The 21,020-nt window shown below is 67.1% G+C and carries 9 protein-coding genes; 5 read left to right on the top strand and 4 right to left on the bottom strand.

From position 1 onward, the window contains the following. Positions 1–9: 9 nt before the first annotated feature. The gene (locus ABZX02_RS03015; RefSeq protein WP_355294429.1) at positions 10–6,648 is read right to left on the bottom strand and encodes a polymorphic toxin-type HINT domain-containing protein; all 6,639 of its coding nucleotides are present in this window, start codon (positions 6,646–6,648) and stop codon (positions 10–12) included. Between the two features lie 8 nt (positions 6,649–6,656). On the opposite strand from ABZX02_RS03015, the gene ABZX02_RS03010 reads away from it, so the two are divergent. Both ABZX02_RS03010 and ABZX02_RS03005 read left to right on the top strand, forming a co-directional pair. After that, a complete protein-coding gene (locus tag ABZX02_RS03010; protein ID WP_355294428.1) occupies positions 6,657–12,365 on the top strand; it encodes a LamG-like jellyroll fold domain-containing protein in 5,709 nt (1,902 codons plus the stop codon). Between the two features lie 116 nt (positions 12,366–12,481). Continuing rightward, positions 12,482–13,564: a mechanosensitive ion channel domain-containing protein gene (locus ABZX02_RS03005; protein ID WP_355294427.1), complete on the top strand. Its 1,083-nt coding sequence runs from the start codon at positions 12,482–12,484 to the stop codon at positions 13,562–13,564. Here the strand turns inward: ABZX02_RS03005 and ABZX02_RS03000 are convergent. Continuing rightward, the gene (locus tag ABZX02_RS03000) at positions 13,554–13,904 is read right to left on the bottom strand and encodes a MerR family transcriptional regulator (protein ID WP_355294426.1); all 351 of its coding nucleotides are present in this window, start codon (positions 13,902–13,904) and stop codon (positions 13,554–13,556) included. The two genes, ABZX02_RS03005 and ABZX02_RS03000, sit on opposite strands and share 11 nt — an antisense overlap. Before the next feature lie 42 nt (positions 13,905–13,946). On the opposite strand from ABZX02_RS03000, the gene ABZX02_RS02995 reads away from it, so the two are divergent. Then, positions 13,947–14,612, top strand: a complete 666-nt coding sequence (locus tag ABZX02_RS02995; protein ID WP_355294425.1) for an alpha/beta hydrolase — start codon at positions 13,947–13,949, stop codon at positions 14,610–14,612. 116 nt (positions 14,613–14,728) lie between these two features. Then, positions 14,729–15,004 carry a hypothetical protein gene (locus ABZX02_RS02990; protein ID WP_355294424.1) on the top strand — a complete coding sequence of 92 codons (276 nt, stop codon included), beginning with the start codon at positions 14,729–14,731 and terminating at the stop codon, positions 15,002–15,004. Between the two features lie 51 nt (positions 15,005–15,055). Here the strand turns inward: ABZX02_RS02990 and ABZX02_RS02985 are convergent, their stop codons facing one another. Both ABZX02_RS02985 and ABZX02_RS02980 read right to left on the bottom strand, forming a co-directional pair. After that, the gene (locus tag ABZX02_RS02985) at positions 15,056–18,289 is read right to left on the bottom strand and encodes a S8 family serine peptidase (protein ID WP_355294423.1); all 3,234 of its coding nucleotides are present in this window, start codon (positions 18,287–18,289) and stop codon (positions 15,056–15,058) included. Between the two features lie 252 nt (positions 18,290–18,541). Then, positions 18,542–19,084: a hypothetical protein gene (locus ABZX02_RS02980; protein WP_355294422.1), complete on the bottom strand. Its 543-nt coding sequence runs from the start codon at positions 19,082–19,084 to the stop codon at positions 18,542–18,544. Between the two features lie 43 nt (positions 19,085–19,127). Here ABZX02_RS02980 and ABZX02_RS02975 point away from each other — a divergent pair, with 43 nt between their 5' ends. Beyond that, positions 19,128–20,993 (top strand): tetratricopeptide repeat protein, encoded by a 1,866-nt coding sequence (locus ABZX02_RS02975; RefSeq protein WP_355294421.1) that lies wholly within the window; start codon positions 19,128–19,130, stop codon positions 20,991–20,993. The last annotated feature ends 27 nt before the right edge of the window (positions 20,994–21,020 follow it).

Below are 21,020 nucleotides of genomic sequence, written 5' to 3'. Positions count from 1 at the left end.
GCTTATACCTCACGGACATGAGACATCACCTCCAGCTGCCCGATAACGCTTTTCACTCATCTGAACCCTGTCGTTCACCAGAACGCTACCAGGAATTGTTCTCTTGCCGCCTCCCGCACGCATCCAGCTCTCTTCCAGAACATCGAGCGGCGTGCCGCTTGGCGCCCGTCCGAGCACCGTGAACGTGAATGAAGCGTTGGGGTGATCCCTAGCATGCTCGCGCTGGCGCTTGAGGTAACGGCTCCAGTTCTTGGCTTGTCCCACGTACTCGTCGCCGGTGATTCGGTCCGTGCGCAGGTAGACGACCCCGTCAGTCGGCGAGGGCGGTGGCGGCGGGGTGTTGTGCACCAACACCGGAGTTTCTCCGGCGAGTACATAATATGTGAAGACATTGGCAACAGAGAGGTTGTAGGTGCGAAGTTCGGCACGGAAGTGACGCACCGCCGACACGACCACCCGGCCGTTCTCCGGCGTGTTCAGCTGATCGCCGACCGTCAGGTCACCCGCATCAACCCAGGCTCGCTCATCCACGAGATAGAACGGGTGGTGCGCGGTCGTCCTCACCTTTCGCTCACCGGATGAACCGGCGACTTCCAGATCGACGTAGTCCTTGTCGGCGTCGGTGACGTGAACGAAAACGACCTCGTTCTGTTCGGTGTGGTCGCTCTCCGGGTCGCTGTTCGCGACCTGATCGCCGACCTTGACCTCGTCGATCCGCTTCGTGGAGCCGTCTGCCATCAACACCAGCGTTTCGCCGACGAAGCTGTTCGGCACCGGACAGGACCCGCTGCTCTTCCTGCCAGGCGAACGCGGCCCCTTGGTGTCCATCGCTGCGTTGACCTGAGCCTCGGGCCCGTCGTTCATCGCGATCAACAACCCGACGGCCATGGAAGCGACCGCACAAGGCGCAAACCTGTTGCACACGAAGTGGAACGCCATCTCGAGGATGGCCTTGCCGACAGAGTTCGGCTCAAGCAACCCCATCGCGTCGGCGGCACTGCAGAAGTCCCGGTCCGCAGCACTAGCCCGCTGACAGGACTGCTTAGCCCACGCCTCGACACCTTCCAGGTAGTCGTTGTGGCCGAAGGTGCCGTAGACGACGCGGCTGTTGAGCTCCTTCAACGTGGGCACTCGCCGGCCGCCGATCGTCGGCTGCTTCGTCGTGTCCTCGTTGCGACCCGTGCGGATCTGGTGCGAGAGGTCGACTTCCTCCTTGGAGCGGCAGGAGCCGGTCGGGTCGTACGAGCAACCAACGCCATGGTGGTTGCCGATCTGCATGTCCGAGTACTCACAGGCGTCGCAGAACAGGCCGGACGGGTCCGCGAACGTGGTCGGGTTGTTGTTCGCGTAGGTGTAACCGGTCCAGGTCTGCGGGGCGGTGAGGTCGAGCAGCGGGTCCACCGAGATGAAACGGCCGGTCGACGCGTCGTACTTGCGGGCGCCGATGTCCGTCAGGCCCGTAACGGTGGAGACCGGCTTGTCGAGGAAGCCACGACCAGACGGCCATGGGCCACCGGTGATCTCGCCCAGCACGTTGCCGTACGGGTCTGACGCGCGGCGGGTGACGTCGCGCGAGACCGAGTCGACGGTCAGCTGGCCGGTCTGGTGGAGGTCGGACACCTCGAACTTGAAGTTGCCGCCGGCGATGCGCATGCCGACCTTGGTGCCGTTGTGCGCGTAGTAGCGGGTGCCGGTGACGATGCCGGACTCGTGGTTGCGGACGAGATCCTGGCCCGGGGCGAACAGGGTGGTCTTGTCCGGATCGCGGCGGATCAGCTGGTCGCCGTTGGCGTCGTAGATGTACGACGTCGTGCCTTCCGGCGCAGTGACGGACTTCAGCCTGCTCGAGTAGTCCCAGTCGAGGGTTTGGACGCCTGTGGGCAGAGTGCGCGTCTTGGTGTTGCCCGAGGCGTCGTAGGTGTACGAGGTTCCGTCGGAGGTGCTCGTCAGCGAGTGCGGACGGGCGGTGCCTGCGGCCGGGTAGTCGTACGTGGTGGTCTTGTCCGGCTGGCCCGCGGTCAGGCTGTGCGCGACCTGGGTCTTGCGCAGGCCGGTCGGCTCGAACGTCCACGAGTGCCAGTACGGCGACAGGGTGCCGAGGGTCAGTTTCGACGCCGCGGTGGCGCAGGCGTCGGTCGACGTCCTAGCCTCGGTGAGGCGTTGCAGCGCGTCGTAGGCGAAGCACTGCGAACGGACACCGCGGTCGCCCTGGTTGTTGATCTGCTTGAGCAGGTTGCCCGCGTGGTCGTAGCTGTACGTGGTCTCGTCGATCAACGGTGACGGCCCGCCGGAGAGCTTCGTGAGTGCCAGGCGGCGGGTGTGGGCGTCGTAGTCGAAGGACAGGTCGGTGGCCGCGTTGTTGGCGCCCAGCACGTACTTCAGCGGTTCGCCGAACGGCGTGTAGGTGGACGCGGAGACGTAGGCGTTGTAGCCCTCGGTCTTCTCCGGCAGGCCGTACTTCGTGTACGACGTGGCGATCGGGACTCCGGGAAGCCCGCCCTTCGCCGGCAGCGTCAGGGTCTTCGGCAGGCCGGTCGTCGTGTAAGCGGTCTTCGTCGTGTACGTACCGGCCAGGCCGTGCTCCGACGTCGGAACGCGCAGGATCAGGTCGGTCACGTTGCCGGCGCCGTCGTAGGCGCTGGGGCCGGAGTCGAAGTTGCCGTTCGCCGTGTACCTGGTGTTGTAGAACGGAAGTCCGACACCGTTGGTAGCACCGTCGTACCGCCACTGCGCGAGCATTGCGCCGGTCTTGGAGTCGGCGCGCTCGACCGTCCTGCGGCCGAGTTCGTCGTACTCGTAGAACAACTTCTGGCCGGCGGCGTTGCTGGTCGACTCGATCTGGCCGAGCGCGTCGTAGGTGGTGCTCACCGTGCCCGCGTCGGGGTCGGTCTGGCTGACGATGCGGCCACGCAGGTCGTGGGTGAACGACCACTCGTTGCCGGCCGTGTCCTTGATCTGGTCCAGGAGGCCGTTCGCGGTGTACCGGCGAGTGGTCGCCTGGAAGGCGCCGCCGGAGACGACGGACCCGTTGACGGCGGGCGCGGTCGTGTACTGACGGGTCTCCACGACCTGGCCGCGGGCGTCGTTGAGCTGCTCGTTGATCACGCCACCGGTCGGCGGGAACGTCGTGGTGCGGTCACCGCCGTAGACGGTCTTGGTCTGTTCGACCGCCGTGAGGCCCTTGTAGGACGTGGCCTGCACGCCGCGACCGGAGCCGTCGAACTGGGTAATGGTGCGGTTGTCGACGGATGCCTCAGCGACGTCGACGAGCGTCGTGCTCGGGGCGCCCGCGACGAGGTAGTTGTTGTTGCTCGACACCGCCCAGCCGTGCGAGTCGTAGAACGTCTCGCTGACCACGCGATTGGCCGATCCGTCGAGCGCCTCCGACTGCGTCTGACGCGATTGACCGAACGCGTCGAAGAGGCTGACCGCCGTCACGTAGTTCTTGCTGGTGCCGTTGTCGACGAGCGCCTTCGACGTGACCGCGAGCGGCCCGTCGGAGCGCAGCAGGTACTCGTACTTCACGGACGGATCGCTGATCGCCCTGGCCTGGCCCGGATTCCACAACGCGGTCAGCCGGCCGAGCGCGTCGTAGGTCGCCTCGGTGACGCGGTTGCCCACGTCGGTGGTCTTGACGGTGGCGTTGCGCGACGGCTCGAACTCGACGGTGCTGGTCTGGTTCTTCGCGTTGACGGAGACGATCTTCGACAGGCGCCCGCCGTCGGCCGGGGTGTAGCTGGTGACGGTGGTGCGGTTGAACGCGTCGACGGTCTTGCTGGGCCGGCCCGACGAGTCGTAGGTGACGGTGGCGCTCGGCTGGTATGTGAGCGAGCCGTCGGTGGCGCGCACCGCCTCCGCGGTGCTGGTCGGGTTGCCCACGCCGGGCATCGCGCCGAGGGTGGCCGAACCGTCGAAGTAGGTGCGCACGCGCTTGGTGACCGGTCCCGGCTCAACGCCGTCCGCCGGGCAGGCCTGCTGGGACTGGGTGACCTCGTAGATCCGGTCGCGGATACCGAGTGCGAGGTTCTCTGCGAACTTGCTGGTCGTGCAGAGGTCCGGGAGACCATCGGCGGAGTCGGTCTTCGCGACCACGCGGCCCAGGGCGTCGTGCCGGTTGACCGTCGACGCCTTCTTCTGCCCGCCTGCGGCGAGGTAGGTGATGGACTCGGTGCCGGCGACCTCGACGACGTTGGCGGTCAGCGGGTCCAGACCGCGGCGAACGCGGCTCGCAGTCGGGGTGCCGACCACGGTCTGGGTGGAGAAGCTCGACGACAGGCGCGTGCCGCCGTCTCCGTCGAAGACCTCTTCCTCGCGCACGGTGCCGGCGAAGAGGTTGTTGTCCACAACGGACTGTCCACGGGAGTCGGTGATGTTGCCGCCCATGCCGCGGTAGAACGTCGACCGGGTCAGGGTCTCCTTCTCCGGGCCATCGCCGTCGCCCTTGAGAACCTCGGCCTTCCCGTAGCCGCGGAACTGTCCGTACGTGCGGTGTTCGGCCTTGACGAGCTCGTTGTCGTCGAAGTGCCAGGCCGGCGTGCCCAGATAGCGGTACGTCGTGACCTGCTGCGGGGAGACCGGCCGGGGCGGAGTGTCACCGACCCTGTTGCTGTCCTCGACGACGACCTTGCGCACGACGTACTTGTGGAACAGGTCGAGCACGGGGTCGCTGTTGAACGGCATCGTCCAGTACACCGGGTAGCAGAGCCGGTCGTTCTGGGCGAAGTTCGTCGGGTAGCTGGTCGCGGTGCAGTCCGGGTCGCTGTAGGTGACGTTGATCCGGCCGCCGGTGTCGGTGTTGACCTTCGTGAGTCGCCAGTGGAAGTACGCGCCCATCGAGTTGTAGCCCTCGACGCGGTTCGCGAGCGCCTGGCTCTCGAACGTGATGAGCGGCATGGCGATCGACGTGCCGTCCGGGTGGTGTCCGGTGCGCTTGATCGAATCGAGCCGCAGTTCCTTGTCCGCCAGCTCGGGGTAGGTCTGCCCCAGTTCGAACACGTCCACCGGCTTCGTCGTGCCGCCGACGGTGTACTGAGTGGTGATCTTCGTCAGGCGCTGGGTGGAGAAGAACGACGGTCCGTGGTTCTCACACGTCGCACCCTGCTTGCAGATCTGGTCCTGGGGCAGGTCCGGCCAGTACTTGGCCTTGGACTCGTCGAGCTGCCCGAGGTCGCAGTTGTAGCCGTCGGCCGGGACGCATCGGGCGGCAGGCGCGAACACGATCTGGTTCGGCGCGGGCGAGGTGTAGATGGAACCGCCGACCTTGCGCAGGCCGTAGTCGATGCGGCTCAGAACACCGCCGCGGGTGTACTCGACACCCGTGTTCTTGCCATTGGCGCCGTAGAAGTTCGTCTCGGGGGTGTAGTAGTACGAGCTGACGTTGCCGTGCGGGTCCTCGACGAAGTCGAGCATCCAGCGCCAGCCACGCTTGCACCACGAGTCGGCGAAAGTGGCTCGGTAGCAGCTGTCTCCGGCCTTCGGGTAGTAGACCGGCACGCCCCAGGCGGACTTGGTCTCCTCCTGGCCGTTGTAGCCGTCACCCCGGTTGCGGCCGAAGTAGTAGCTCACGCCGTCGGTCGTGGTGACCTTCCAGTGCTCGCCCTCGGCAAGGCCGTTGTTCGCACCCTGCACGAGTTGCACCTTGGCACCGTGGTCACCCGAGGTGCGCCAGACGCCCGTGTTGTCGTCACGCACGAGTTGGTTGGACTGACCGCCCAGGTTCATCGTGACGACGTGTCCCTGCCAGCAGTTGTCCGCTGTCTGCTGAGCCTGCGGGAGCGTCTTGTCGTCACCGCACGGCTTGTACGAGCGCTCGATGAAGCCGGGGGTGTAGTCCCAGCCCTGGCCGATCCACGACGCCTGGCCGTTCGTGGCGGACGTCCTTCCGTCCACACTGGACGAGTTGTAGGCAAGCGACAACTTCGGAGCAACCTTGCCCGAGGCGGGAGCCGGCACGTCGATCGGGTAGGACCAGCTGAACGAACCCGTGCCGGGGGACACGGACCAGTTGCCGGCAGGGCCGAGCGAGCTCGCTTTGAACGTGCCCTGCGGGCCGGACTGGTCCGCTACCGCAGCGAGGAGCATCGGCTCGGCGGGGACATCGGCGGAGACGGTGCGCTTGGCGCGGTCGTTGTGCGACGGGATGCGTTCCTGGACGCGGCACTCGGGGCGGTCCGGAGTGGTCAGTGCACAGGCCGGCAGCCTGGCCAGGCCCAGGCGTGAACCGAAGGAACCGCCGATCGCCTTGTCGAACTCCGCATAGGAAAGACCCACTGAGAGTGGGTCTTCCTCGCGCTTGGCTGCGCCGGTCGGGCGGACTTCAAGCACGACACCGGAGACACCGGCCTTGCGGCTCTGCTCCTGGTCGATCACCGTCACCGCGACGACCTGTGGTTTTCCGGACTTCTTCGCGACGGTGACTGGGGTCTTCGCGACCTGACGAGGGGTGCTCGTGGCCAGCACGGTGCCGCGGGCGCCCGAGGGCCAGCGCGCGTCGCGCAGCTCGCCGTTCTCTGGCGCGGGAGGCTCCTCCCGTTGTGCCACGGGGAGATCGACGTGGTCGAGCACGCGTGCGGAAGCGGTGCCCGTCTCCTGCGTCGACGACCTGGTCACCGTGATGGCCACAGCGGTCGAGGACAGGATGGCGAGCACCGCGAGAAGTGCGATCCTGGTTCGATTGCGTCTGCGTCTCAGGCCCGATCCGGCCGATTCAGAACGCGCGAAATCTCCGTCCGACACGTACACCCCCCAGCGCACTGGCACCCCGCACGGAGTACCGCGACCGGGACTGTAAGCCAGCGACCGCCGGTTCGGAAAGAGGCATTTCAGATGTTGCCTGCCACGTCACCCGAGTGGCCAACATCCCTCTGGCCTCTGAAGCTCCACGGAGTTATCGTGCGCCTCGCTCGCATCTCGCGAGTCGTCAGACCTGGGGGGTTGTACAAGTGCGTCCAAAATCGCTCTCTGCGAGAGGGTCCAGAACCCGGCTCGCTGCGGCAGTGCTCGCCACAGCGATGACGTTGAGCCTTACCCAACCTGCGATGGCGGCGCCACGGCCTGAGCAGACCGCGCCGCAGCCTGTCGCCGCGTCGCCGGGCGAGGCGAACGCTGCAGCTGAGGCTCAGCGCACCAGCCAGCCCGTGGAGATCCCCGAAAAGACGACGGAGAGCTCCGTCGTACGCGCCAATCCCGACGGCACGAGGACGCTCAGCGTCCACAACCAACCAGTTCGAGTGAAGCGCGACGGGAGATGGATCCCAACGGACAACTCACTCACGCAGCGGGCAGATGGCCGGATCACCCCTAAAGCGTCTACTTCGGACTTGACGTTCTCGAATGGTGGTGACGGTCCGCTTGCGACATTGAAAGACGGTGACAAGTCAGTCTCGCTCAACTGGGACACACCGTTGCCCAAGCCCGTCCTCGAGGGGGATTCGGCTACCTATGCGGGAGTTCTTCCCGGCGTCGATCTCAAGGTCAAGGCGAACAACCTGGGCTACTCGCACGTCCTCGTCGTACACAACGCGGAAGCCGCCGCCAACCCCGAGCTGGCCACCATCAGGTACCGACTCTCGGGCAAGGGGGTCCAGCTTTCCGAGTCGAACGATCTGCTGAAGGCAAGCGACAGCAACGGGAAAGTCACCTTCGGTGGCTCGTCACCGATCATGTGGGACTCCTCCAGGGCGGGAAAACCCGGTTCGGTGAAGGAGATCGATCCCGTCAACGGCAAGGTCTCCAAGTTGGACGTGACGGCAAAGCCCGCGGACGACGGTTCCACCGAGGTGGAGATCAAGCCGGCACCAGACGCGCTGACCGGTCCTGATGTGAAGTACCCGGTCTACATCGACCCGCCTCTGTCCAAGAACCGGACGAACTGGGTCACTGTCACCAGCGCGGGCTGGAAGACCTGGAACACCTCGGACTGGGCAAAGGTCGGCTACTGCGACAAAGGTCGCGACAGCTTGTGCGGAACGCAGAGTTTCAAGGCCAGGTCCTACTTCGACTTCCCGGTGAGCGAGCTCAACCACCGCTTCGGCTACGAGGCCACGATCTTCGACGCCGGCTTCTGGGTGACCCAGGCGCACGCCGCCACGGGTTGTACCGCGCAGCCGACCGTCGCGATGATCGGATCTGGCATCAACTCCGGAACCGTGTGGCCGGGGCCCGCCAGCACTGTCGACATCGACACCAAGTGGTCCAACGCCGGTGACCAGTGCGGTGGTGCGCGCGAGGTGGAATTCGAGGTCGAGGGCGTGGCGAGGGACGCGGCTCGGTGGGACTACCAGTGGCTCAACCTCGGTCTGCGGGCTCCCGACTACGAGAACACGATGGACCACTGGAAGCGGTTCGGAAACAACCCGCGACTGGACATCAAGTTCTCCTTCCGGCCGCAGAACCCGAAGCCCTATTCGGTCAGCAACGCTGTGATCTGCAACGGTTCGGTGTTCACCCCTGACTCACGTCCCACTGTCTCGTCGACGATGGAAGACAGCAACAACCCACCGCTCAAGCTGAACCTGTACCACGACATCCGCAACGAAGCCGGGACCCCCGTCTCCCAAACCACGATCCCCACGGAGATTTCCTCAGGTGCGGTCGGCAGCTTCCAGAGTGACAACACTCTGGCCGATGGACGATACAAGTTCAAGGCCTGGGGCGTGAACCTCTACCCTGGTCAACCGGGCTACTCCCTGAAGTCGGATGATTCTCCTTTCTACGACTTCAACGTCCGTGCCGCCCCGATCACCCAAGTTCCCACCATCACCGGCGATGACTACGAGCGCGGCTATTGGTCACGACCGCAGAACCAGCCGGGCAAGTTCACCTTCAACGCGAACGGCGCCAAGTACCTGGCTGGCTTCTCCTACACCTTCGCCGGTGCCGGAACCGCGACCCTGCCGTCCACAACGGACTGCGATTACAACCGAACGTTCTCCAACGGTGGTTGGGTCGCTGCCTCCGGTGGTACCGCGTCCATCACAGTGCCCTCGAACCTCACACCCGGTCGGCACACGCTGCACGTGCGCAGCTTCGACGAAGCACACAAGCTCTCGCCCGAGTCGCAGGCGTTCGAGTTCTACGTCTCGCCCGCGTTCGTGACACCGGCGCCGACCGCGAAGTACGAGTTCGAGAACACCCCTGACGTGTACTCGCCGGAGTCCCAGGGGATGGAGTTCAACTTCGTTTCGGACGCTGCGGCGTCAGGCGGCAAGTACCTGTCGATGCAGTCCACCACAGATGGCGCGTGGGCGACATTCGCCTTCCGGGTGCCTGCCAACGGCGACTACGACGTCACCGCAGGTCTGATGAACAGCACGACCTCATGGCCAGATCAGCTCACCTTCGCCCTCGATGGGACCCCTGTGAGCAAGCCGTTCATCTCCAGTTCGACGACACCCCGGTACGACAAGCAGAAGCTCGCAGGTATCCAGCTGACCGAGGGATGGCACCAGCTCAAGGTGACCATGAACAAGAAGGCCGGCTCGACCGCGACCACCTTTAAAGCCGGGTTCGATTTTCTCGAACTCTCGCCGACCGTCAAGCTCGACGCCGAGACCATGCCGGTCCTGGCCTCCGACAAGCCGATGAACCACATGCCCGACTGTTGTGGTCCCGCCTGGAACAGCGGCGCACAACGCCGCTTCGACAACGACGAGCTCGGCAAGTCTTTCACCCTGGAGTTCAGCACGCCGATCGAAGCCGACTACTCCGTCGGACTCGGCATGACCGCGGCGTTCCACTACGGCAACTTCACGGTGAAGATCGACGACAAGCCGATCGGCAAGACGGACAACTCTCCTGTAAACGGCTACGACCCCAACGCTGTGGCGAAGTTCGTGCCTCTCAACGGTGTGCACCTCACCGCAGGCAAACACAGGATCACCTTCACCGCGGTGGGCACCGATCCGAACTCGACGCACGCCCGATACCGGATCGGCCTCGACTACCTGACGTTCCTGCCGATCAACAACGTCGTGGCGTCGAGCTTCACCGACGCCATGAACAACAGGGGCATCGGCAACGACACCGGTCCTACCGCGGCGCTGGACTACGTGAACTCAGGCCTGTCGATCGAGGCCATGGCCGCCGCCGGTCTCGCCCCTGGTTCCGTCCTGACCGTCAACGGCGCGACGTTCACGATGCCGGCGCGCAACTCCACCACCGGGAACGACAACGTCGTGGCGATCGGCCAGACCATCCCGTTCCCCGCCACTCAGCAGGTGAAGGCGAATTCGGTCGGGCTGCTCGTGCTCAGCACGGCAGGTGAGACACCCGCGAGCAACGCGACAATCACGTACACCGACGGCACCACCTCGGATCCGACGATGCCGTTGATCGGCGACTGGACCGCCGCTCCCAAGCAGGTCGATGAAATCGTGCTGCCCTATTGGAAGGTCCTCAGCGCTGTCGACCGCAGCCGGCGGCCCGTGATCAGGCCGGTGTTCCTGCCCACGGATCCGAACAAGACGTTGAAGTCGATCACCCTGCCGAACTCCGGCGCGAGTTTGATGCCCGGTGTGGGAACGACTTCACTGCACGTCCTCGCGATGGCGCCCAGGCCGGTGGACGTCGGCTGGGTCGGCACCTGGGCAGCGCCCGCCGACGGGGCCGTCGTCCCGCCGGACGGTCACTGGTTCACCGACAGGACGCTGCGCACGGTGCTGAAGCCGACCGTGCGGGGAGCACAAGTACGCGTCAAGTTCTCCAATGTGGGCAACGACTCCCCTGTCCAGATCGGCGCGGCCTCGGTGGCCGCTCAGTCGGGCACGGAAGCGGCGACGGTAGGCACGCCGACCACGTTGAAGTTCGCGGGCAACTCCGGAACCACCCTGGCCGCAGGTGCGGAGATCTACAGCGACCCGATCGCGATGCCGTCCGGCGGCAACGGCAACCTCGTGGTGAGCCTCCACATCCCCACTGGCACCACGCTGGCACCAGTGCACGGAGGAGCATCGGCGCCGACGTTCTTGGCGTGGAACAACAACGTCACCGACTCCACGGGAACGCCGTTCGCCACTACGTTGACGGGCAGCTATTTCGTGTCCTCCGTCGACGTGTCCACGACGGACGCCGGTCACGGCACCGTGGTGGTGCTGGGCGATTCCCTGTCTGCGACCGCACCTCCGGGCTCGGCGCAGCGCGATACGTGGGTCGACCTCCTGCCCGGCAAGCTGAACTCGGTCGGACAGGCGTTGCCAGGCGGCCTGGTGAACGCGAGCCGAGCGGGCGTGCAGGACGTAGCGCGGTGGAAGCTGAACGACAACAGCGGTGTCGTGGCTCAGGACTCGAGCGGTAACTTCCCCGCCACGGCGAGCGGCAACGTTATGTTCAGCCCGGACCACAACGGCAGCGTCCTGCTGAGCGGCAGCGGTGCATCGCTCGCGACGAGCGGGAAGGTGCTCGACACGACGAGGAACTTCAGCGTGTCGGCCTGGGTGAAGACCCGTTCCCTGTCCACCGCCCAGACCGCGGTGAGCCAGGAGGGCACCGCCGCCGACGGCTTCGCCCTGCACTACAACCCGGCGACCAAGCGATGGACGTTCACACTCCGCGGTGCTGACAGCACCACCACGCCGTGGGTCAAGGACGTACCGGCCTGGGGTGAGGCGACGCTGGACTGGACGCACCTCACCGCGACGTTCGACGCGGAGACGAGAACAGCCAGGCTGTTCGTCAACGGGGTGCTCAACGGAGCGGCCTACGACGTCGTCCCGTTCGCCGCCACCGGGAAGTTCGTGATCGGCCGGTCCCGGTCGAACGCGAACGCCGTGAACTGGTTCAACGGCTTCGTCTCTGACGTGCGGGCGCACCAGCGCACCCTGTCGCCGAACGACACGCTCCTGTCCGTGCAGCAGCCGACCACGGCGGCGCCGTTCCCGAACACGGGTGTGCTGCTCGGGCCCGACTACAAGACCGAGATCGAGCGTTCGGTGCTCAGTTCGGCGAACGCTCGGACGGCGTTGGTGGCGCTCGGCAGCACGGAGATCCTCCGGGGGCAGTCCGCTGACCAGGTCCGCGCCACGCTCACCGACCTGATCAACTCACGCACCGGGTTGAAGAAGCAGCTCAGACAGGACGGTACGGCGCTGCACGTGGTGTTGACGACGATCCCGCCGCTCGGGCTCGCCGCCGACGACCAGCGTGAAGTGCAGCGGCGGCAGCTCAACGCCGACATGCTGGTGAACTACCGCAACTACGACGCCGACCACATTGTCGACTTCGACGCCGCAGTGCGCGACTCGGGTGACGTGGGCAAGGTGGCTGCGGGGTACCTGACGAACGGGGCGCCCAACAACGCCTACCACGGCAGGCTGGCCGAGTACCTGGCCGAGGCGGTGAACGACTTCCCGCCGAGGGCCGAGCTCTGAGGTAGTGCGAACGGGGCGGACAGCTGCGGCTGTCCGCCCCGTTCGCGTGAGCGGGCTCATGGTGTTCCTCCTCGAACCCTCCGGGTACCCGCTCTCGATACCCGGAGGGAGGAAACGTGCTGTTCGTCGTCATGGGCTGCTCGGTGGCCTTCGCACTGCTCGTGGTGGAGGTGGTCCACCGGCTGGTCCGCCGCTTCCCCCACACCGGCCGGATGTACCGCCCCGGCCAGGTGTTCGGCGCCTTGCTGGCCGCCCAGATAAGCCTCAGCGCCTACCCCGTTGACGCGCCGGTCACGTTGCACGTCCTGGGGATCGCGCTGATCCTGGCCGGCGCCTGGTTGTTGTCCGCGTTGATCAGCACGTTGGTGGACGTGTCGCTGTCGCGGATCCGCACGGACGTCACGGACAACCGGCATGCGCGGCGGGTGCACACGCAGGTCGTGCTGGTGCGGCGGCTGGTGTTGGTGGTCATCGGAGTGCTGGCCGTGGGCGCGATCCTGATGACGTTTCCCGGTGCTCGCGCTGTCGGGTCCACTGTGCTCGCTTCCGCTGCCGTTATCGGTGCGGTGGCGGCGTTCTCCGCGCAGTCGTTGCTGGGCAACCTGATCTCGGGGTTGCAGATCGCGTTCAGCGACGCGGTGCGGCTCGACGACGTCGTGGTGGTCGAGGGTGAGTGGGGGCGGGTCGAGGACGTCACGCTGACGTACGTGGTGCTGCACCTGTGGGACGACCGGAGGATGGTGTTGCCGACCTCGTACTTCCTGAAGACGCCGTTCGAGAACTGGACGCGCACCCAGTCCGCGTTGCTGGGGACCGTGGAGCTCGACCTCGACTGGACGGTGCCGGTGGAGGCGATGCGACAGGAGATGCGGTCCATGCTGGAGGGCAGCGACCTCTGGGACGGGCGGGTGTCGGTCCTGCAGGTCACGCAGGCGACGCAGGGGTTCGTGCGGTTGCGTGCGCTGGTGAGTGCGGCGGACGCCGGGAAGCTCTGGGATCTGCGGTGCCTGACTCGCGAGCATCTGGTGGACTGGGTGCAGCGTCAGCACGGTGGTGCGTTGCCGCAGGTCAGGACGAAGGCGGTGACCGCGGTGAAGCGGGCGCAGCCCACTGGCGACCAGCACACGGACGCGCGCGTGTTCGGTGAGAGCGCGGACGGGGCGTTGCGGGAGCAAGCGTTTGCGGGGCCTAAGCCGTAGAGCGGTCCACGATCTCCGCGATGAGGCCTCGGCAGCGTGCGATCTCGGCCGCCTGGGCGTCCAGTCTGGCCACCTCGGTGCGCAACGTCGCCATCAGGTCGTCGCACGGGTCCAGGCGCGGTGAGGCGTCCACGACGCACGGGAGCAGCCGCGCGATGGTGGCGACCGGCAGGCCCACGTTCAGCAGCGCCTTGATGCGCCGCACGGTCTCGACGTCGGCCGGTGAGTACACGCGGTAGCCGTTCGGCGAACGGGCCGAGGTGAGCAGGCCGCACTTCTCGTAGTGGCGGACGGAACGGGCGGAGACGCCGCACGCGGCGGCCAGTTCACCGATCAACACGTCTTGACCTTGACACTGGTGTCAAGCCCTACGTTCGGCGGCATGAACGTGATCTTGCACGGTGCGCAGAGCACCGCGGCCGACTGGACGCAGGTCAAGGCACTGCTGGAGCCGGCAGAGGTACCGGAGAGGCGCGGCCGCAACGGCGTGCCGCTGCCTGCGGACTACAGCTTGCGCACCGAGATCGACGACCTGCACGCCGTGCTCGACCGGCACGAGCGGCCGACCCTGTTCGGGCACAGCTACGGCGGTCTCGTCGCGCTGCTCACGGCGCAGGAACGCGACGACCTCGACGGTCTGGTGCTGTACGAGCCCGCGATCGGACTGGACGTCGCGGTGGTGGCGAGGTTCCAGCAGGCCCTGGAGGCGGGCGACCGCGACCTCGCGCTGGAGATCATGGTCCGCGACCTCGCGGGCGAACCCGTCTTCCGCGACACCGCGCCGCAGCGGTGGATCGAGGCGCAGGAGCTGCTCGACTCGACGTCGCTCGAGCTGCAGGCCGTCGTCGGCTACCGGTACGAGCCGCCGAAGCTGGACATCCCGGTCACGGTGATCGTCGGCGAGCACACGGACCACCTGTTCGGGCCGGCGGCGCGGGACGTCGCGCGCGACACCGGTGGCACCGTCGTCACGATCGAAGGCGCAGGTCACGTGGCTCATCTGACGCACCCGGAACTTCTCGCCGAGATCGTTGCAACCGTCCGCTGAGACCGTTCCGTCCTAGCCACATGAGAAGACCGCTCGCCGTCGCGTTCTGCGCGCTGGCTCTCGGCAGCTGTGGTACGAACGGGTCTCCAACCGTGCCCTTGGCGGAGGTGCCCACCGTGTCCTCAGCGAAACCGGACAAGCTCCGGGTCGAGCAGGCGAAGCGCGACGGCCACCTCACAGTGCCACTGATGATCTCCGTGCAGCCGGGACGCGACGAGGAGGTCGAGCAGGCACTGGAGAGGCTGGGCGCGACCGTCGAGTCGCGGGATCCCAGAATCGGCTACCTGCGCGCCGAGATGCCGGTCGACAAGGTGGAAGACGCGTATCTGATCATCGGCGTGTCCAAGGTGGACTTGGACGAGCCTCTGCACAACAGGCTGCCGGAACCGTAGAAAGCCCCAGAATCTCGTGGATTCTGGGGCTTTCTACGTCTAACCGACTGACTAGCTGACTGCCTGGATGATCACGGCGCCGCCACCCACGAGGGTGTTGTCCGACGTGCGCACCTCGAGCTCACCGCGCAGCACGCGGCCGGCACCGGGCTGGCCCAGCGGCGTGATGACGCCCGTGGTGTTCCACGACGCACCGGCGGCGCGGTCGGCGTTGCTGTCCGCGACGGTCAGCGTGCCGAGACCGGCGGCGGTGTAGACGTCGAAGTAGTCGTAGGCCGTGGTGCCCGCGGGCACCGCGTAACCGTCGACCACCGCGAGCCAGTTGCCGGCGGCGGGGTTGGTGATGGTCACCGACTCCTCGGAGTCGGCGTCCGCCGCCTGTCCGGCGAGGACGCAGCTGCCCGACGTGCAGTTGTAGACGGACAGGTCGAGGTCAGCGCCCTGGTCGGCGGTGTTGCCGATGGTGACGGTGAGCCGCGACGAGCCGGCCTGGACGGCGATCGGGTACTGCTGGGACGCGAGGTTCGCGATCGTCGGGCGGTCCGTCTTGGCACTGCCGACCGGGCCCGCCGCGAGCCGGCCGTTGAAGACGGCCTGCGTGTTCGTGACGGTGTAGTTGCGCTCGACCGGCGCACCCAGGGCCGCGGACGCGATGACGTCCGGGTTCGGGCTGACCGACGTGCCGAGCACGGACGCGGTCACCGAGTACGGCGCCACGTCGGCGTCGGAGGTGCGGCGCGCCTCGATCACGATCTCCCACACACCGGCCATCGGGTTCGCGACCGTGCGGCTGGTGGGGGTGCCACCGGCACAGCCGGCGCCCGCGTCCGGGTTGTAGCAGTTGGTGGACGAGTTGACGTCGAAGCCGACGCCCTGCGGGGTGTAGCGCAGGAAGCGCACCTGGCCCTTGCCCGCCTCGGCGCCACCGGCGGCCATGTCGACCTTCAGCGCGCTCGTGCCCTTGGGCACGTTCACGAAGAGGCTGGTCGACTGGTTGCGCGCGATCGTGCCCGACTTGGTGACCGAGAACTTGTTGGCGGCGTTGAAGTTCTCCGCCGCGAACACGGTGTTCAGGGTCTGCTGGTCGACGCCGGGGGTCTCCGGGTTGTCGAGCTGCAGCACGGCGCTGTGCACGCCCGCGGTCTTCGCCTTGACCTTGACCGGGAACAGCACCGGCGTGTTCAGCGGCAGGCGGACCTTCTTCGCCGCCGTGAACGTGCCGTCGTTGCCCTTCCAGGACACGTTGTAGGTCTCGTCGTCGTGGCCCGTGGTGCGGGTCAGCGTGTAGGTGCGGGTGTACTCCTGGCCCGCGGTCACGCCTTCGCGGTCGTGGATGCCGACACCGACGTTCGGGGTGGCCAGCAGTCCACTGAGGACGGTGTTGACCGGCACGGACGTGGTGACCTGGTCCGGGGTGGAGTGCTTGTCCAGCAGGTTCCACGCCGCGTTGGTGTTGAACAGACCCGCGCCCTGCTCGTAGGCACCGAGGGTGCTCACGTAGGAGGCGCTGCGCTGGATCGCGTAGCGCAGCTCGGCGCTGGTCGGCCGCTGGCCGTTGTGCGTGGCCTTGAAGGCGCTCACGAGGAGCGCGGCGGCACCGGTCGCCTGCGGGGCGGCCATCGACGTGCCGTTGAACTGCGAGTAGCCGGCGGGGAGGGCGTAGGTGCCCGCCACGGGGCCACCGGGCTGCCAGCGCGGCGTGGTGGAGATCGCCGAACCGGGCGCGACGATGTTCGGCTTGAAGCCGCCGTCCTCACGCGGGCCGCGCGACGAGAAGCCGTGCAGGTTCTGCTTCTGCGCGGTCTTCGAGCCGTAGTTGGAGAGCCAGGTCTCCTTGGTGATGTAGGAACCGACGCTCACCGCGTCCGTGGCGACCGACGGGTCACCGACGGTGTTGGCGCCCGCGCCCGAGTTGCCCGCCGAGATGAACAGCTGGACGTTGTACTCGTTGATCGTGCGGTTGTAGAGCTCCGCACGGGCGTTGTTGCCGTCGTTGAGGGCCGGGAGGCCACCGATGGAGATGTTCACGACGTCGGCGCCGTTGCGCGCGGCGTAGAGGACACCGTCGATGAGGCCGGAGCTGGTGCAGGACGGCGTGGAGAGGCAGGCCTTGATGGCGATCAGCTTCGCGCCGGGGGCCGCACCTGCCATCTTGCCGTCGAACATCTTGTGGGCGGCGGTGATGCCGGCGACGTGCGTGCCGTGCGCGGCGCCCGAGATGCCGAGGTTGACGTACGGGGTGCCCGCGTTGTCGTAGATCGAGCGGTCGGTCTGCACGACGAACGCGATGCGGTCGATGACCGGGGTCGCGGGGTTGTCGACACCGAAGTAGCCGACGTCCTGCTTGACCTTGTAGTCGATCATGCGCTTGTTGTTGGTGAAGTCGCCGTCACCGTCGACGTCGACGAAGACTTCCTTCGTCGTGATGTCCTGGATGACACCGAAGGCGTCCGTGCGGTCGCCGTCGCGGTTGATGTCGCCGCCGGTCTCGCTGTTGGACAGGTTCAGGTCGCCCGCGGTCTCGCGGAAGAGACCGAACGAGTAGGGGCCACCGGTCGCCGGGGCGGTCCACTCGCGGCCGCTGTCGGTGAACTTGCCGACCTTGCCGGTCTTGGTCATGGTGACCCAAGTGCCGTCGCCGGAGTTCGTGGCGTTCGCGTTGTACCAGTCGATGATCTTGCGCTCACCGGTGCTGGTCGTCTGCAGGGCCGGGGTGTCCAGGTCGATGCCGGAGTCGATCACGGCGATCGTGGTGCCGCGGCCGTCCCACTTCGGGTGCGCGGTGGCGAACTGCGCCGCCTGCGTGTCCTGCGTCGGCATGTACGGGTTGGTGCGCGAGGTCTTCGCGTCCGGCGCCTTCTGCGGGGCCGGCTGCTCCATGCCCTGCGGACGCGGGTCGTCGAGCGCGACCAGTCCGTCGACGTCCACGGTGCTGACCGACTTGAGCTTGGCGGCCTTCTCCGCGTTCTCGCGCGGGATGGTCACCTTGACGTAGTCGACGTCCTTCTCGGTCTTCTGGACCGTGGCGCCGAGCGCCTTGAGGTCGTTGACCGCGGCGTCGGTCTTGCCGTCCTCGGCGGCGACCAGCAGGTCGACGGTCGGCTTGCCCTCCTGGGCGGCCTGTTCGACGAGTGCGCGGTCCTGCTTGTCCAGCTGCTTGTCAGCGGCCGGCTGCTGCTGCGGTGCGTTCTGCGCGATGGCAGGGGTGGCGGCGAAGCCGAACCCGGTAGTGCCCAGCACCGCGGTCAGCAAGACCGTGCCGGTGCGGCGTCTCCAGTTCTTCACGGCGCATGTGCCCTTCGTGGGGTAAAGAGTGCTCCGAAGCACATCTCTTCGCCTCGCGAGGGGCAATCGTCGGAACAGCCCAATTGTTGTTTCCACATTGGACTGTTCAGCGGCTTGTTTTGGCGCGCTTTTAGTGCTGCGCGTTTCCCATTGGCTTTAGAACGAGCAACCGCCCTCCAGTCAAGAGCTGATGGAGGGGAATGTCAAGGGCTCCGTCAACGGTGAACGACCTTGCCGTGTAACAGCTTCCCGTCACCGGACGATGGATTGATCGCTATTCCCGCCCATTAGCTCGCGCAATCTCGACCGCAGGCGACCGACGATCCCCTGCGGCGCGGCGAGAGCTTTGGGCTGCGCTCCGCACTTGTGACAGGTTTTGCGGTGCCCGGCGAGCGCCCGCTGGAGTTCCGTCACGTGCTTCGCGGTCCGTTCGGGCACGGAGTCCTTCTTGACCGACCACAGGCTGAGCTCGGTGAGCACGTGCCTGCCCCGGTGGAGCCGGAGCGTCGGCGCGATGGTGTGGAAGAAGACCAGGTTCCGGCGCCGCTGCGGCTCGACCGCCTCGACGTCGCACCACTCGATCGTCTGCTGCCGGTCGATCCCGTGGGACGTGATGCCCTCGTCGGTCAGCTTCACGCCGAGGTGCACGGTCTGCCAGGCGACGGTCGCGCCCATGAGGAACCACAGACCGCCGAACACGTACGCGTACCAAGGGCCTTCCTTGGCCGCGAGCGGACCGATGGCGGCCACGGCGATGCCGAGGCCGAACAGGACCCATCTCCACCTGGTGTGCATGTCTCCCTCCTGTTTACCCGAATTCGGGGTCTAGCATTGTTCGGTGCCCAACGAGGACGGCCGGATGCCGGTGCGCGCGGAACACCGCGAGCTGCCCGCCGTTCCGGCCGACCCGGTGGACCAGGTGGTCACCGGGGCGATCCCGGAACCGTCCCTCCACTTCCAAACGCCTGCGGCGCTCGATCTGTTGAACGAGCGCGTGTGCGTCGTCACGGGGCCGCGCGGGGTGGGCAAGACCCAGGTGGCCGCGGCCTACGCCAAGCGACGGGAGCGGGACGGCTGGCTGGTCGCGTGGATCGCCGCGGAGACCCCCGCGCTGATCGAGGCGGGGATGGTCGAACTGGCCGACGCGCTGGGCCTGTACCGGCCCGAGGACCCGACCGGCCTGGTCGTCGCACGGGTGCGCAACCACCTGCGAGCCCGGACCGGGCCGGCACTGCTGGTGTTCGACAACGCCGAGTCGCTGGACGAAATCCGGCCGCACCTGCCGACCGGCGGCACCTGCCAGGTGGTGGTCACCAGCACCGTGCGCGGTTCGGAGCTCGGGGTCGACGTCCCGGTGGAGCTCTTCTCCCCAGAGGCGTCGTCCCGCTTCTTGCGCGAGGCCACCGGGATCGACGCCGACGCGTCCGAGCTCGCCGCCGAACTCGGACACCTGCCGCTGGCACTGGCCCAGGCCGCGTCGCGCATCCGGCGGTCGTCGTGGAGTTTCGCGCGGTACCTGGAGGAGTTCCGGACCTTCCCGGCGGTGGAGAACCTCGTGCGCCACAACGGGGACCGGCACCCGCTCAGTGCCGCCACCGCGATTCGGCTCGCGCTGGAACCGTTCCGGGACAGCGAACTCGTCCACGTGCTGTCGGTGCTGTCCCCGGACGGCGTGCCGCGACGGCTGCTCGGCGACGACGGTGCGCTGGTGGACCTGCACGAGGCGTCGCTCGTGGAGTTCGCCGGCGGCTCGGCGGTGCGGATGCACCGCTTGGTGCAGCGTGTGATCCGCGACCAGGGCGACTGGGTGGCGCTCGGCGCGAAGCTGCTCCTCGACCACTGCGAGTTCGGCGACCTCTGGCCGCGGCGGCACTCCGGCGATGAGCTCGTCCGGCAGATCGAGGCGTTGTGGGCCAACACCGACGAGCGCCAGGTGACCAAGCCGGTGCTGCTCCTGCGGATGTGGGAGGCGGGTTTCCTCGGCAGCACCGCCCGTTCCACCCAGGCCTGCGCGATCGCGGAGGAGGTGTACGCGGTGGGTCTCGCCCGGCTCGGCGACGACGTGGACTTCCTCCTCGCCGCACGCCAGGTCGCCGCGATGACCGGCTCCGAGGACCTGCTGGACCGGTTGCGCGGCGACCTCGCCGACAGCCGGGTGGAGTACGGCGCGGACCACCCTGCCGCACTCGGCTCCGCGAGGGTCCTCGGCCAGTACTGCCTGAGGACCGGCCAGGCCCCGGAAGCCGTCGCCGTGCTCGAGTCCGCACTCGAACCGTGGCGGGACCGGCCGCTCGACGACGACGTGCACTTCGGCGCGTTGGACGACCTCGCGCACGCCTACTCGCTCGCGGGTCGCGCCGAGGACGCGGTGACCGTGCTGGAGCAGTCCCTCGCCGCGAGACCCGGGGTGCTCTACACGCTCTCGGTGCTCGGCGTGGCGTACGGAATGCTCAACCGCTTCGAGGACCAGCGCAGGGTGTGCGAGGAGGTGTGGGACGGGTACCGGCGCACCGAAGGTCCCGACCACCCCCTGACCCTGTTCGCCGGCGGCAAGCTCGGCACGGCCCTCTTCATGGCCGGCGAGCCCGAACTGGCGCGCAGCCTGCTCCTGGTCGTGTGCGCCATCGCGACCGAGCTGTTCGGACCCGATCACCTGATCGTCACCACCGCGCGAGGGGCGCTCCAGATCATTCGGGACGCCTGACACCCGATCAGGCGCTACCTTGCGCCC

The organism is Lentzea sp. NPDC003310 (assembly GCF_040610935.1).
Lineage (GTDB): Bacteria > Actinomycetota > Actinomycetes > Mycobacteriales > Pseudonocardiaceae > Lentzea.
The sequence above is the reverse complement of the archived record's forward strand: the minus strand, read 5'-3'. Positions and strand labels throughout refer to the sequence as shown.